This is a genomic window from Cypionkella sp. TWP1-2-1b2, assembly GCF_049896245.1.
In the GTDB taxonomy this organism is placed as follows: domain Bacteria; phylum Pseudomonadota; class Alphaproteobacteria; order Rhodobacterales; family Rhodobacteraceae; genus Cypionkella.
The window spans coordinates 20,429-34,278 of sequence record NZ_JAFCTX010000032.1 but is presented as its reverse complement, the minus strand read 5'-3'; the positions used below and the strand labels follow the sequence as shown (position 1 = coordinate 34,278).

The 13,850-nt window shown below is 59.8% G+C and carries 17 protein-coding genes; 12 read left to right on the top strand and 5 right to left on the bottom strand.

The features are described 5' to 3' along the window. Positions 1-23 precede the first annotated feature (23 nt). The 4 genes from ACP7AP_RS18165 (at position 24) to ACP7AP_RS18150 (ending at position 2,875) form a co-directional block, all read left to right on the top strand. Positions 24-485, top strand: a complete 462-nt coding sequence (locus ACP7AP_RS18165; protein WP_426036356.1) for a RidA family protein — start codon at positions 24-26, stop codon at positions 483-485. Then, positions 485-1,255 (top strand): glycerophosphodiester phosphodiesterase family protein, encoded by a 771-nt coding sequence (locus tag ACP7AP_RS18160; RefSeq protein WP_426036354.1) that lies wholly within the window; start codon positions 485-487, stop codon positions 1,253-1,255. The genes ACP7AP_RS18165 and ACP7AP_RS18160 overlap by 1 nt, the downstream gene beginning before the upstream one ends. Before the next feature lie 94 nt (positions 1,256-1,349). Continuing rightward, a complete protein-coding gene (locus tag ACP7AP_RS18155) occupies positions 1,350-2,498 on the top strand; it encodes a GNAT family N-acetyltransferase (RefSeq protein WP_426036352.1) in 1,149 nt (382 codons plus the stop codon). An 11-nt stretch (positions 2,499-2,509) separates the two neighbouring features. After that, a complete protein-coding gene (locus ACP7AP_RS18150; protein WP_370651143.1) occupies positions 2,510-2,875 on the top strand; it encodes a 4a-hydroxytetrahydrobiopterin dehydratase in 366 nt (121 codons plus the stop codon). Positions 2,876-2,926: 51 nt separating this feature from the next. On the opposite strand, the gene ACP7AP_RS18145 is transcribed toward ACP7AP_RS18150, so the two are convergent. Next, positions 2,927-3,415 carry a peroxiredoxin gene (locus ACP7AP_RS18145; RefSeq protein WP_426036350.1) on the bottom strand — a complete coding sequence of 163 codons (489 nt, stop codon included), beginning with the start codon at positions 3,413-3,415 and terminating at the stop codon, positions 2,927-2,929. Positions 3,416-3,493: 78 nt separating this feature from the next. Between ACP7AP_RS18145 and ACP7AP_RS18140 the strand changes: the two genes are divergently transcribed. The 3 genes from ACP7AP_RS18140 to ACP7AP_RS18130 are packed head-to-tail and all read left to right on the top strand — an operon-like array spanning position 3,494 to position 5,891. Further along, on the top strand, positions 3,494-4,702 hold the full coding sequence (locus ACP7AP_RS18140; RefSeq protein WP_426036348.1) for an NAD(P)/FAD-dependent oxidoreductase: 1,209 nt from the start codon (positions 3,494-3,496) through the stop codon (positions 4,700-4,702). Beyond that, entirely contained in the window at positions 4,699-5,256 is a 558-nt protein-coding gene (rsmD, locus tag ACP7AP_RS18135) for a 16S rRNA (guanine(966)-N(2))-methyltransferase RsmD (protein ID WP_426036346.1), read from the top strand. The genes ACP7AP_RS18140 and rsmD overlap by 4 nt, the downstream gene beginning before the upstream one ends. Continuing rightward, positions 5,253-5,891, top strand: a complete 639-nt coding sequence (locus tag ACP7AP_RS18130) for an HAD family hydrolase (protein WP_426036344.1) — start codon at positions 5,253-5,255, stop codon at positions 5,889-5,891. The genes rsmD and ACP7AP_RS18130 overlap by 4 nt, the downstream gene beginning before the upstream one ends. A gap of 8 nt (positions 5,892-5,899) precedes the next feature. Here the strand turns inward: ACP7AP_RS18130 and map are convergent, their stop codons facing one another. Then, entirely contained in the window at positions 5,900-6,709 is an 810-nt protein-coding gene (gene map, locus ACP7AP_RS18125) for a type I methionyl aminopeptidase (protein ID WP_426036342.1), read from the bottom strand. Between the two features lie 175 nt (positions 6,710-6,884). Between map and ACP7AP_RS18120 the strand changes: the two genes are divergently transcribed. From ACP7AP_RS18120 to ACP7AP_RS18110, 3 genes are read left to right on the top strand one after another with little or no spacing between them, the layout of a single operon-like run. Continuing rightward, entirely contained in the window at positions 6,885-7,604 is a 720-nt protein-coding gene (locus tag ACP7AP_RS18120) for a competence/damage-inducible protein A (RefSeq protein WP_426036340.1), read from the top strand. Beyond that, positions 7,601-8,308 (top strand): GNAT family N-acetyltransferase, encoded by a 708-nt coding sequence (locus ACP7AP_RS18115; protein WP_426036338.1) that lies wholly within the window; start codon positions 7,601-7,603, stop codon positions 8,306-8,308. The genes ACP7AP_RS18120 and ACP7AP_RS18115 overlap by 4 nt, the downstream gene beginning before the upstream one ends. Before the next feature lie 20 nt (positions 8,309-8,328). After that, entirely contained in the window at positions 8,329-9,327 is a 999-nt protein-coding gene (locus ACP7AP_RS18110; RefSeq protein ID WP_426036336.1) for an OmpA family protein, read from the top strand. A 44-nt stretch (positions 9,328-9,371) separates the two neighbouring features. On the opposite strand, the gene ACP7AP_RS18105 is transcribed toward ACP7AP_RS18110, so the two are convergent. The 3 genes from ACP7AP_RS18105 to ACP7AP_RS18095 all read right to left on the bottom strand — a co-directional run bounded on the left by ACP7AP_RS18105 (position 9,372) and on the right by ACP7AP_RS18095 (position 11,936). Continuing rightward, positions 9,372-10,277 carry a LysR family transcriptional regulator gene (locus tag ACP7AP_RS18105; RefSeq protein WP_426036334.1) on the bottom strand — a complete coding sequence of 302 codons (906 nt, stop codon included), beginning with the start codon at positions 10,275-10,277 and terminating at the stop codon, positions 9,372-9,374. A 154-nt stretch (positions 10,278-10,431) separates the two neighbouring features. After that, a complete protein-coding gene (locus ACP7AP_RS18100; RefSeq protein WP_426036332.1) occupies positions 10,432-11,517 on the bottom strand; it encodes a sensor histidine kinase in 1,086 nt (361 codons plus the stop codon). A 245-nt stretch (positions 11,518-11,762) separates the two neighbouring features. After that, on the bottom strand, positions 11,763-11,936 hold the full coding sequence (locus ACP7AP_RS18095) for a DUF1328 domain-containing protein (protein WP_426036330.1): 174 nt from the start codon (positions 11,934-11,936) through the stop codon (positions 11,763-11,765). Positions 11,937-12,303: 367 nt separating this feature from the next. Here ACP7AP_RS18095 and ACP7AP_RS18090 point away from each other — a divergent pair, with 367 nt between their 5' ends. Both ACP7AP_RS18090 and ACP7AP_RS18085 read left to right on the top strand, forming a co-directional pair. Further along, positions 12,304-12,831 (top strand): hypothetical protein, encoded by a 528-nt coding sequence (locus ACP7AP_RS18090; protein ID WP_426036328.1) that lies wholly within the window; start codon positions 12,304-12,306, stop codon positions 12,829-12,831. 54 nt (positions 12,832-12,885) lie between these two features. After that, positions 12,886-13,689: a hypothetical protein gene (locus ACP7AP_RS18085; RefSeq protein WP_426036326.1), complete on the top strand. Its 804-nt coding sequence runs from the start codon at positions 12,886-12,888 to the stop codon at positions 13,687-13,689. Positions 13,690-13,850 lie beyond the last annotated feature (161 nt).

The following is a 13,850-nucleotide window of genomic DNA, read 5'->3' as shown; positions in this document are numbered from 1 at the left end:
CCAAACCAGATCAGGAGCCGAACATGTCCAGCATCGAATCCCGCCTCGCCGCGCTTAACGTCACCCTCCCCGACGCCCCGGCCCCGGCGGCCAATTACGTGCCCTTCGTGCAGGTAGGCTCCCTCGTCCATATCTCCGGCCAGATCAGCCAAACCTCGGCTGGCCTGATCAAAGGCAAAATCGGCGCGGACGTGACGGTCGAAGCCGGGGCAGAAGCCGCCAAAGCCTGCGCCATCTCGCTGTTGGCGCAACTGAAGAAGGCCTGCGGCGGCGATCTTTCCCGTGTGGTCCGGGCGGTGAAACTGACAGGCTTCGTCAATTCCACCGCCGATTTCACCGACCAACCATGCGTCATCAACGGTGCCTCCGATTTCCTCGTCGCAGTCTTGGGTGACGCCGGCCGCCACGCCCGCTCCGCCGTTTCAGCCGCCTCGCTCCCCTTCGGCGTCGCGGTGGAAATCGAAGGCATCTTCGAGATCAACTGATGCGCGTCGCCCTGCCTGCGGCGTTCCTGACCGCCCCCCTCGCCCACCGCGCCTATCATGACCGTAGGTTGGGTCGCCCCGAAAACTCTCGGGGCGCGATTACGGCTGCGATTGCGGCAAGCTACGGCATCGAGATTGATCTGCAACTGTCCAGCGATGGCGTCGCGATGGTGTTCCATGATGAGGCGCTGGATCGCCTCACCACCAGCACCGGCCTGATCAAACACCACACCGCCACAGCCCTTGCCCAGATCAAACTGCGCGACAGCGACGAAACCATCCCGACCCTGGCCGAAATCCTCGCCCTCGTCGCAGGCCGCACCCCGCTGCTGATCGAGATCAAAGACCAGACCGATACCATGTCCGAAACTGACGGCCGCTTAGAATCCGCCACCGCCAGCCTGCTTGCAACCTACCAACGCCCCGCCGCCGTGATGTCGTTCAACCCGCATGCCATCGCCCATATCGCCCGCCTCGCCCCGCACATCCCACGCGGCCTGACCACCTCGGCCTATGACCCCACCGATTGGGCTCCACTCGCCGCAACAACCTGCGATCGGCTGCGCGGCATCCCCGATTACGACCGCACGCTTTCCAGCTTCATCAGCCACGAAGCTGCCGACCTCGCCCGCCCCCGCATCGCCGATCTGAAATCCCAAGCTGCCGCAATTTTGTGCTGGACGATCCGCAGCCCTGCGGCTGAGGCTGAAGCCCGCAAAATCGCGCAGAATATCACCTTCGAGGCTTACGCCGCCGCGCTGCCCGCTTGACGAAATCCGTCACCAACCCACCTTCTCATCGGCAGCAATACTCTCGGGGGTCTGGGGGGCAAACGGCCCCCAGCCTTACCGCAAACACAGGCGGATGATGCAAGCAGAGCTTCTCAACGGCATGTCTGACGTGACGGCGGCAGAGTGGGATGCGCTCGCCTGCCCCGAAGCGGGTCGCCCGCTTGACCCCTTCACCACGCATCGGTTTTTATCTGCGCTGGATCGCTCACATTCCACCGGCAAAGGCACCGGTTGGCAACCGCGCCCGCTGATCTTGCGCGATCAAACCGCCGTCGCCGCCCTGCCGCTTTACGTCAAATCGCACAGTCAGGGCGAGTATATCTTCGATCACGGCTGGGCGCAGGCACTGGAGCGCGCAGGCGGCAGTTATTACCCGAAACTGCAAGCCGCCGTGCCGTTTACGCCTGCTTCGGGGCGGCGGTTTCTGGGCGATGCCGCCTTACGCGAAACCCTGCTGGAAGCCGCCATCGGCATCACTGATCAGAACAACCTCTCCTCGCTGCACATCACCTTCTGCACGCCGGATGAGGCGGACTCACTGGCGGGAAAGCACGGCTTGCTGCACCGGATCACCCAACAGTTTCATTGGGAAAATCGCGGTTATGTCGGTTTCGATGATTTCCTCGCCGACCTCTCCAGTCGCAAGCGAAAAATGATCCGCAAGGAACGCGAAACCGCGCGCGCCTCTGGTCTGACCATCCGCAGCCTGACCGGAGATCAAATCGAACCCGCGCATTGGGATGCGTTCTGGATTTTCTACCAGGACACCGGCAGCCGCAAATGGGGCACGCCCTACTTAACCCGTGCGTTCTTCGATGAAATCCAAGCCACGATGCGCGATGACGTGCTGCTGGTGCTGGCGTTCAAAGGCGAAACCCCCGTGGCCGGGGCGCTGAATTTCATCGGCCGTGACACGCTTTATGGTCGCTATTGGGGCTGTATCGAGGATTACCCCTGCCTGCATTTCGAGTTGTGCTATTACCAAGCCATCGACTGGGCCATCGCCCACGGCCTGTCGCGGGTAGAGGCGGGGGCGCAGGGCGAACATAAACTCGCGCGCGGCTATCTGCCGATGCCGGTACATTCGCTGCACTATATTGCAGATCGGTCTTTCCGTAACGCGGTGGCGCGGTATCTTGTGGAAGAGCGCCGCGCGGTGGACGAGGAAATTGAGGTTCTGACCGCCTACGGTCCGTTCCGGCGTGTTGCGTCGGAAGATTGAAAGGAAACACCATGGCTGAGCTGTTAAGTACGGAAGACCGCGTCGCTTTGCCCGCTTTGGGGGAAACCGGATGGGGGGCGGTTCCAGACCGAGATGCGATCCGCAAGGTATGGAAATTCAAGAATTTTTCCGAAGCCTGGGGCTTTATGACCCGCGCGGCCTTGGCGGCAGAAAAGCTGAACCATCACCCCGAATGGTCGAACAAATACAACATCGTCGATGTCACGCTTGTCACCCATGACTGCAAGGGTCTGTCAGCTTTGGATATCACCTTGGCCAAGCAGATGGACAAGATTGCCGGCGAAGCAGAGGTGGTTCACAATCATTCCGAGCCGATCTCCTGCCTGTGCGAAACCCACGCAAACCGGATCGTATAGAGTTTGTGACTTTGCATTCACATCAATACGAATGCAAAGTCACATACCAAGTCAGATTGCCGCCAGCATCGCTTCGCCGCCGGAGATATCGCATTGACCGGCATTTTCTTCGGCGTGCAGCACCTTCACCACACCATCAACCGCGTACAAAGCATAGCGCTTGGAGCGGTCAAAAAAGCCAATCGCGGGCACCGAAAACTCCATGCCAATCGCTTTGGTAAAGGCTGCATCAACATCACCGGCCATGGTGATGCCCGCCGTGTTTGCACCGGTCGAATCGCCCCAGGCTTTCATCACAAACGCGTCGTTGACCGACAGACAGATCACCTCATCGACGCCCTTAGCCGCCAGTTTTTCCTTGGTGCGAATGAAACTGGGCACATGTGCCGTGGTGCAGGTGCCGGTATAAGCGCCGGGAAGTCCGAAGATCACTACGTTGCGCCCGGCAAGTCTTGATGCCAGCGACACCGCCTCCGGCCCATTTCCGCCCATAACTTGCACAGAAGCATCCGGCAGTTTGGCCCCAACAGAAATCGTCATAATCTATCCCTCTCGCGTTGCGTTACCCGTCCTGCGGGATATAGGGTCCGCGCGAACATTCGACCAGAGGGAGCGCACATGATGGACGTCGTTGTAATCGGGGCCGGACAGGCCGGAGCCGCCTTGGTGGCAAAACTGCGCGCATTGGGGCATGAAGGCAGCATCACTTTGATCGGAGATGAAACCGCACCACCCTACCAGCGCCCGCCTTTGTCAAAGGCCTATCTGCTGGGTGAGATGGAGGAAGAACGGCTGTGGCTGCGCGGCCCGGATTTCTACACCGAACACAATATCACCTTGAAATTGGGTGATAAAGTCTCGGCGATTGAACCGATCACCCGCAAGGTGATGATCGGCAATGACATCATCCCCTATGACGAGCTGGTGCTGACCACCGGCTCTTATCCGCGGCGTTTGCCCAGCAATATCGGCGGTGATCTGGCCGGGATTTACACCGTGCGCAGTTTGGCGGACGTGGATGCAATGAAGCCCGAATTCGCGGCTGGGCGGCGTTTGGTGGTGATTGGGGGTGGCTATATCGGGCTTGAGGCGGCAGCGGTGGGCGCGAAGCTCGGCCTCGATGTGACCGTGATCGAGATGGCACCGCGAATCCTGCAACGGGTGGCCGCGCCGGAAACCAGTGATTACTTCCGCGCCTTGCATACCGCGCATGGGGTGAAAATTCTGGAATCGACCGGGTTGGAGCGGATTTTGGGCGAAGGCCACGTCTCGGGCGTGCGTCTGAGCGATGGCTCAGAACTGCCCGCCGATTTCATCATTGCAGGCGTGGGAATTTTGCCCGGCACAGGTCTGGCCGAGGCGGCTGGTTTGGCGATTGAGAACGGCATCAAAACCGATGAATTTGGCCGCACCTCGGACCCGCATATCTGGTCAGCGGGCGACTGCGCCAGTTTTCCGCATAAAGGCGGGCGTTGGCGCTTGGAATCGGTGGGCAATGCTATCCATCAGGCCGAAACCGTGGCCGAAAACATCATGGGCGCGGGCGTGGTTTATGAAGCCCAGCCGTGGTTCTGGTCGGATCAATACGATTGCAAACTACAGATTGCGGGCCTGAATGTCGGTTATGACAACATCGTCACGCGCGGCCCGGATGGGGGCAGCGTCAGCTTCTGGTATTTCCAGGGCGATACCCTGCTGGCTGTCGATGCGATGAACGATCCGCGCGCCTACATGGTGGGTAAGCGCCTGATCGAGAATGGAAAGTCGCCCTCTAAGGCGGCATTGTCCGATCCCGCAACCGAGATGAAAGCCTTGCTGAAAGCATGAGGATTATCGGCGGCAGCGCGCGGGGTTTGCATCTGACTCCGGTGGGGATCGGTGACGCGCAAGCGCATCTGCGCCCCACTTCAGACCGCGTGCGCGAGTCGATTTTCAACCTGCTGATCAATGGCGGTTATGGCAATCCCTTGCGCGACGCTCGCGTGCTGGACGTGTTCGCGGGCACCGGCGCCTTGGGGCTAGAGGCTTTGTCGCGGGGGGCAGCCTCGGCGACATTTCTCGAAAACGGGGCGGCGGCGACAGCACTTCTGAAGCGTAACATCGCACTGATGCGGGCGGAGGGCGCATGCGAAATCCTGCGCCGCGATGCCACCAAGCCCAGCCTGAACCCCGGCGCGGCGTTCGACCTGATTTTCCTCGACCCGCCCTATGGCAAGGCGATGGGAGAGGTGGCGTTAACCGCCCTGACCCCATGGCTGGCCCCAGAAGCCCTTGTTATCTGGGAGGAAAGCACCAAGCCCATCCCTCCCGCCGGATTTGAACTGCTTGATCAACGCAAATACGGCGACACGCTTGTCACCCTGCTGAAAGCGCCTGCATGACTCCCAAAGCCGTAATTTTCGATTGCGACGGCGTGGTCGTCGACAGTGAACCGATGCTGTTTGATCTGCTGGCCGCCGATCTTGCGCAACATGGCTTGCCGATGGCAGTGGAGAGCCTGCACCACATCTTCCTTGGCATGACCTTGGAAGGCTTGCGCGAGAAAGCCAATGTGATGGGCGCAAGCCTGCCGTCCGACTGGTGCGATGATTTCTACGCCCGGCTTTATGCGCAGCTGCGGCTGGGTACGCCCTTGGTCCTGGGGATTTTGACCGTGTTGGATGCGCTGGATGCGGCGGGGATTCCCTATGCGATGGGCTCGAATGGCTCGGCAGAGAAAATGCAGATCACCTTGGGGCAGCACGGGCTGATCCCGCGCTTTAAGGGGCTGTTTTCGGGGCAATCTTTGGGTAAGCCGAAGCCTGCGCCCGATCTTTACCTACACGCTGCGGCGGCTTTGGGGGTTGGTCCAAGCGATTGCATTGTGATCGAAGACAGCCCAACCGGCGCGCGTGCAGCCCAAGCGGCTGGGATGCGCTGCATGGGCTATGCGCCGCAGGGCAGCGCAGCACTGGTGGCAGAGGGAGCCATTCTTTTCAGCGATATGAAACACTTACCCGCATTGCTGGGGCTTTAACCCGGCAATCAACCCCAAGTCGGGTGAAACTTGCCTGCCGGGGACAAAGTGAAAATCTCGCACCCCGTCGCGGTCACGCCAACCGAATGTTCAAACTGCGCCGACAGGGATTTGTCGCGTGTCACCGCCGTCCAGTCATCGGCCAGCACTTTGGTTTCGGGGCGGCCCAAGTTCACCATCGGCTCAATGGTGAAAATCATGCCTTCCTCCAGCACCGCCCCGGTGCCCGGACGCCCGTAATGCAGCACGTTTGGCGGTGCGTGGAACACCCGACCAAGCCCGTGACCGCAGAAATCGCGCACCACCGACATGCGGTTCAATTCGACAAAGCTTTGAATTTCATAGCCAATATCGCCAAAGGTATTGCCCGGCTTCACCGCCGCAATGCCGCGCATCAACGACTCGTGCGTGATCTCAATCAGCCGTTCGGCCTTACGCGGCACCGCCCCCGCCACATACATCCGGCTGGTATCGCCGAACCAGCCGTCAACGATCACCGTCACATCGACGTTCAGAATATCGCCGTCTGCCAAGATCTTAGCACCCGGAATTCCGTGGCAGACCACATGATTGACGCTGATACACGAGGCGTGCTGATAGCCTTTGTAGCCGATCGTTGCGGAAACCACGCCACGGCGCTCGATCTCGTCGCGGATGAAATCGTCAATCACCGCCGTGGTCACCCCCGGCTTGACATATTCTGCAACCATATCAAGGATTTCGGCAGCGCATCGCCCAGCCGCATGCATGCCTGCGAAATCCGCATCTTCATAGATGCGGATGCCATTCTTGGTGACGCGGCCACGGATGTCTTCCACGGGTAATCCTCCGGTTTGGCCTTAAATAAGCGATGTGCTGTGGCTTTGCCAGAGGTGGAGTGCCGCGCAATCGCCCAAGGACCCGATCCGTGAAGGTCGCCAATCTGTGAAGACAGCCCTCTGGCCTGTTGCCCCGGCTTTGGCCTATGTTGTCGACAAGAGAAGGAGCGCCCAAATGCCCAACCCAACCGCCGCGATGCTGGTGATCGGCGATGAAATTCTGTCGGGCCGCACCCGCGATTCCAACCTGCACTATATCGCCTGCGAATTGACCAAGCATGGCATCACTTTGGCCGAAGCGCGTGTGGTGGCCGATGATCATGCCGAGATCGTGGCGGCAGTGAACGCCTTGCGCGGCAAATATGACCATCTGTTCACATCGGGCGGTATTGGCCCAACGCATGACGATATCACCGCTGATGCCATCGCGGCGGCGTTTCAAACCCCGATCAGCCACCGCGCCGATGCGATGGCGCTGATGGCTGCGCATTATGATCGCCAAGGCTTGCCGTTCAACGAGGCGCGGCAGCGGATGGCGCGGATTCCAGTTGGTGCGGTGCTGATCGAAAATCCGGTGTCGATTGCGCCGGGGTTCACCTTGGGCAATGTGCATGTCATGGCCGGGGTGCCGAAGATATTCGAGGCGATGCTGGCCTCGGTTCTGCCCACCCTGACCGGCGGGCCGCCGCTACTGAGCCAAAACCTGCGGGTTTTGCGGGGTGAGGGCGAAATTGCCACCGATTTCGGCGCTTTGGCCGCCGAATTTCCCGATCTGTCGATGGGCTCGTATCCCTTCACCCAGAACGGCGCTTTTGGCACCAATTTGGTGATCCGGGGCACCGATCCGGGGCGGGTGAGTGCCGCGATACTGCGGTTGACGGAGTTGTTCGGATGACGCCGGAGATGCTTTTGGAGGTGATGGAAGCCACTTGGGGGCCAGCCTCTGCCACGCGGCAGGGGCCATGGACGGTGCGCAACGGTCTGGGGGGCGGAAAGCGCGTGTCGGCGACAACTGCCGAGAGCGATTGGCAAGATACCGATATTCCGCAGGCCGAAGTCGCGATGGCCAGCTTGGATCAGCCAGCTTTGTTCTTAATCCGCGACGGCGATGGCTTGCTTGATCAAGCGCTGATGGCACGCGGCTACCGCATCACTGATCCGGTGGTAGCCTATGCCGCCCCGCTTGTGTCACTGCCGCAGGCACCAGACCACATGACCACCTTCCCGCATTGGCCGCCGATGGCGATTGCAGCTGATCTGTGGGCCGAGGGCGGCATTGGGCCGGCGCGGCTGGCGGTGATGGAAAGGGTGCAGGGGCCGAAAACCACCATTCTCGGCCGCGCACAGGATCGCGCAGCAGGGACTGCCTTTGTGGCGATCCACGAAAACATCGCCATGCTGCACGCGTTAGAGGTCACGCCAAACCAGCGTCGGCAGGGTTCCGCGCACAATATCTTGCGGGCGGCGGCAGCTTGGGCGCAACAGAATGGGGCGGATACGCTATCTTTGGTGGTCACTGTCGCCAATGACCCTGCCCGCAGGCTTTATGCTTCCTTGGGGATGCAGGCTGTGGGACAGTATCACTATCGACAGAAATGAGCCCAGCAGAGGCCAGACCCGTGAAAACTTCAGCGTTCCGAGTGGCCTATTGCCTTGCCGCCCTGCTGTCAGCCACATCTGCGCAGGCGGCCCCGCAGTTGAAGCTGCAATTCCCCGGCCCCTCCGAGACAACCTTGCAACGCACTGAGGCTTTGGCCTCGTTCCGCCTTGCTGTGGGGCCGTATCAGAGCGGCAAGATTGCCACTGAACTGACCGAAGGCGCTTTGGATCAAACCGCGTGGCGCATCGCCGTGCCGGGGTCTTCGACGCTGCAGATGATCCAAACCCTGCGCGCGCAGATCGCAAGTGCGGGCTTCAAGGTGATCTTTGAATGTGAGACCGAAGCCTGCGGCGGCTATGATTTTCGCTATGGCACCGAGGTGGTGGCCGAACCCGATATGCATGTCGATCTGGGCGATTTTCGCTATCTGGCGGCGGAACGCATCGGGCCAAACGGCAAAGAATACCTCAGCCTGGTGGTGAGCAGATCGCCCGAAAACGGCTTTGTGCAACTGACGCAAATTGGTGGGGAGGCTTCGGGCGGATTTAAGGCCGGCGCCGATACAAGCGCGCCTGCGGTGCCGTCCACCTTTGCGCTAAAGCCCGTGGTCGCCGCCGACGCCGCGCCAAAAGTTGTGACTGACTTGGATAAAACCCTTGATCTTGGCCAATCGCTGGTGCTGGAGGATCTGGTGTTCGGCTCTGGTTCCTCGGCGCTGAGCGACGGCACTTATGCCTCGCTCACCGCGCTGGCGGGCTGGTTGCAGGCCAATCCGACCAAAACAGTCACGCTGGTCGGCCATACCGATGCCTCGGGCGGGCTTGCCAGCAACATCGCGCTGTCAAAAAAACGCGCGGCAAGCGTGCGGCAAAACCTGATCGCGCAATATGGCGTGGCAGCGGGCCAAGTCAGCGCCAATGGCATCGGCCCGCTGGCACCCCGCTCCAGCAACCTGACCCCCGATGGCCAGCAGCAAAACCGAAGGGTCGAAGTGGTGCTCACCTCGACCCCCGATTAACTATGGCACCATTTACAAACTCTGTTGGCGCTTGAAGCCCGATCTCACCAGATATCCGGGCCCTTATCCAGATAACGGCGCGCCAGAAAGTCGATGAAGGCGCGCACTTTCGGCTGGGTAAAGCGCCCCGGCGGATAGACCGCGTAGATGCCAAGCGTCTCGACTGGCAGGCCGGGAATAGCTTCTTCAACCTGACCGTTTTTCATCGCATCAGCGTAGAGAAAGCTGGGCAGATAGGCGATGCCAAGCCCGGAAATCGCCGCATTCAGCAGGCTTTGACCATCGTTCACCGTCAGCCATCCCGCCGTGCGCACTTGCCGCTTCTCGCCCGAGGGGGCGCTGACTTTCCACACATTGCCGTTGGCTTGGTTGGAATAATGCAGCAGCTTGTGATCGTTCAGATCGTCAATTTTCAACGGTCGGCCGTATTTCTGGAAATACGACGGGCTGCCGATCATCCGCTTGGAGGTGTCGGTCAATTTCCGGGCGCGCAGTGAGCTGTCTTCGAGGTCTCCAACCCGAATGGCCATATCAAAGCCTTCGCTGATCAGTTCGACATAGCGATTGTTCAGCACCATGTTGACCGTGATATCGGGGTATTCCAGCAGGAAATCCCCCAAAATCGGTGACAGCAGATTGACGCCAAAATCCGTGGCAACCGAGATCCGCAACAGGCCCGAAGGTGCCGATTGCATCGAGGTCACCAACGCATCCGCCTCGCCCGCATCGTTCAGGACCCGCCGGGCGCGGTCGTAATAAGCAAGGCCGATCTCGGTTGGAGAGACGCGGCGTGTGGTGCGGTTCAGAAGCCGCGCACCAAGGCGGGCCTCCAGCGCAGAGACGTGTTTCGAAACGGCAGATTTCGAAATCCCCATCTTCTTCGCAGCATCTGTAAAGCCGCCTTGGTCTACGACCGTGGCAAAAGCTTCCATTTCAGTAAGTCGGTCCATTGTTTTCCCCAAGCGAGCAGAGTGGGCAGATATGACCTTATTGATCGCCAAATCGGGCAGGATCGGGGCGCGCTTGCGTTCTATGCGGGGTATTACTGCGCATCGTTGATGGCACGGAAACACCGGAACAAGGGATTAGCCGCGCCAAGCTGCCTTAATTCTCAAACTGCAGCCGCGAAATCGCCCCACCATCGGGCGCATTGAACAGGCTCAACTTGCCCGACAACTGCAAGGCAAACTGCCGCGCAATGCTGATCCCAAGGCTTTTCGAGGCCTCCACATCAAAGCCCTCGGGCACGCCTTTGCCAGAATCATGCACATCCAGCGTCACGAGCTGCGTCCCGGTCTCGGTCGGCTCTTGCGAGAGTAAGATCGTGATCACCACCGCTTCTGCAGCGCTGTCCTGCGCTGCCGCACTATGCTCTGCCGCGTTCATCAAAAACTCGCTGACGATCAATCCCAGTGGAATCGCCTTTTCATGCACCACCTGCACCGGGGTCAGCTGAAATTTCAGCACTACATTTGCCCCGGCACCAGCCGAATCGATGGTATCAGCAGCCATATCGCGGATGAAATCCGCCACAGCAACCGATTGAAGGTTCGGCGAATGCAGTCGTCGTTGCAGCCGCGCGATCGTATCAATGCGCACCTGCGCCACCGACAGCACCTGTTTGGCCTCGGCATCGGTGGTCTGTCCCGCCTGCAAGCGCAAAAGCGCCGCCACCGTCGCCAGATTGTTCGACACCCGATGCTGCAATTCTGAAAACATCAGCGCACTGGATGTCGCCAGATCAGCGCTGCGCTGTTGTGCCGCCCGCAGTCGCAGCAGTACCTGCTTCACCGCACTGATCAGCAAAATCTCGGTCAGCACAACCAATGCGTAAAACCCCATCGCCACCGCAGATGCGCCGTTCAGGCTAAGGGTTTCGACCGGTGCGATAAAGAAATAGCGCGCGGCCAGACCACTGGCCACCGCCACCACCACCCCGGCCCGCACCGAAGCGAAAGCCGAACTCAACAACACTGCCGGAAAGAACGTCAAAAACGGGAAGCCGGGCGGCAGCATCGGATCAGAAATAAAACGGATATACAAAGCCAGTGCAAAAGCGCAGGCCGAGAAGGCCACCTCATACCAAAAGCTACGCTTGGCCAGCGTCATCTCGGTAACCCGTGCCAACATACCCTGCGGCGCATCACCTTGGCTCGGCCAAACCTGTGAGGGGGTTTCGATCCCGTCCATTGCCCGATACCTTGTACCTAAAGCCGCTTCACTTGCGCATCCTGCCGCATAAATGGGACGAAAGTTGCCATTTGCAAATAATCTATATCTATTTTGGAAACCGTTCAGGTCAACTGTTGGCGGACTCATGTGCATCGGCCACACTTTGCCGAAATACTTTGAAATACATAAAAAAGACCGCAGGGCGAACCTGCGGTCTGAGGTGGCCTTCAGGGAGAAGAAGGCAGGGAACGTCAGAAATGCCGTCAGAGTCGCGATTTGCCGTTCAAAAGCCGCGCAATCAGCGAAATCACGAACAGGGCAAGGAAGATGAAAAACAGGATTTTAGCGATACCGGCAGAGGTGCCAGCGATGCCGCCAAAGCCCAAAGCGGCGGCGATCAATGCGATGACCAGAAAGGTCAGGGCCCAACTCAGCATGGTGTTTCTCCTGTAAAATTTGCCAGCTGTAAGATTTAGCGACGCATCGCAGTGGCTGTCGTGGATATGATGTTGGATCAACGCGCCTCGCAGGCTCTGGTTCCCGGTTATTTTGCGACCTTGCAAAATGGATAAACTGCGGAATTTTCATGTGGCCGAATTTTTTCGGGAACCAACCTCAAGCCGCCTGCGTTGTTCCGGCAGAGATGCGATGACGGCACAGCTATGGGTTACGCGCCCAGCCTGAGCCAGCCGGTATCCCGGTGGCAAAGCGTGGCCTTGCTGCTGACGTTCAAACCCGATTTGCTGCCTGATCGTCTGGGGCCTCTCCAGACGCCTGGCCGCGCTATAAGACAAAGGACAGATGATGAACGCGAATACCCTGAAAGATACCGTCTCGAACGCAAAAAATGCCGCTGACGAGGCAACTGATCAAGCTGCGGATAAAGTATCGCAACTGGGCCGCAAGGCACGCGACACTGCGACCGAGGCTTTGGATGATTCGAAAGACCTTGGCCAAACCTCCGCGCGCAAGCTTAAAGCACAGGCTGCCGAGGCTGCCGCTGCTGCCGAAGATCGTCTGGATGATCTGAGCGATGCGGCGCAATCGGGTTTCCGTTCGGCCAAATCCAAACTGTCGGATGGCGGCGATCGTCTGGCCAAAGCGCTGCATGATGCGGCGGATGGCACACGGGCGGCTTCGGGCCGGGTGGTCGAGGCTGTGTCGGATGCAGCCGATCATCTGCGCGCGGGTTCGATCAGCGATCTGGTCAGCAGCACCAAAGCTTATGCGCGCCGCAACCCCGGAACCGTTGCCGCTGGTGCCGCCGTGCTTGGCTTTGCCTTCGCGCATTTGATCCAATCGCAGACCCGCAATCGCAACCGTCGCGGGTGATCCCGCACAGAATAGGCCCAAACGAACGAGGCCCCAACCAAATAGGAGAGCCTGATGCGAATGGACAATCTTAAACCTGACCTGATCGAGCGCCAGCTGCAGCAAGACCGTGCGGCGCTGAAAGCCTCGTTGGCGAAGATGAGTGATCGTTTCACGCAGCAAGGTGTCAGTGGTGATCTGCTGGCGCATGCGCAAACGCTGGGCAAAGTCGCCCGCGCCAACCCGGTGCTGGTCTCGGTGGCTGGGGCCGGTCTGGCGTGGTATCTGCTGCGCCGCACCTCTGCCGCCTCCGAGACGGATGGCCTCAGCGGCACCGCTTATGAGGCACAGGCGCGTTGGGAAGATGAAGGCGGCCCGACGCAACCGCTGGAAGATGACGATCTTGACTGGATCGCCGAGGCTGAAGCCCTGCGCACCCAGGCCAATGCCAGTCTGCACAAGCTAGAGGCGCTGGCGCTGGATGGTCTTGAATACGCCAAACAGCGTGCCGCCGTGCTGGCCGACCTGGCGCGCGATGTGCGCAAAAGTATGCGGCGGGGCTTGGATCAGCTTTCCACCGCCGCACAGGATCGTATTCTGGCAGCGCGCGAAGCGGCCTATGAGGCGCAACTTTCGCTGCGCGCCTCGACCGCCAAGGCGATCAATGATCATCCGGTCGCCATCACCGGGGCTGCCTTGGCGCTGGGGGCTGCGGTGTCAGCCGCCTTGCTGCGTCGCCCCGCGCATGATCGCAAACTGGCGCAAGAACGCGACCGTTTGTTAGAAGAAACTCGGCGTCTGCTTGCGCATGAACGTCGCCGCGCCAATGAGGCGATGGACATTCTGGCCGGAAGCCACAGCCTGCGTAACTCCTCGTAGCGTAGGTTGTTAACTTCTAGGTCCGAAAAGGCGTCGCTGTCGCAAGACAGCGACGTTTCCTTTTATCTGCGATCAACCAACAAGGCCTGAACCGGTTTGCGATCTGTCTCAGACAAACCGTAGCAAAATTCGCGCAGGTCTTGGCGCGAATTCCGGTGCAA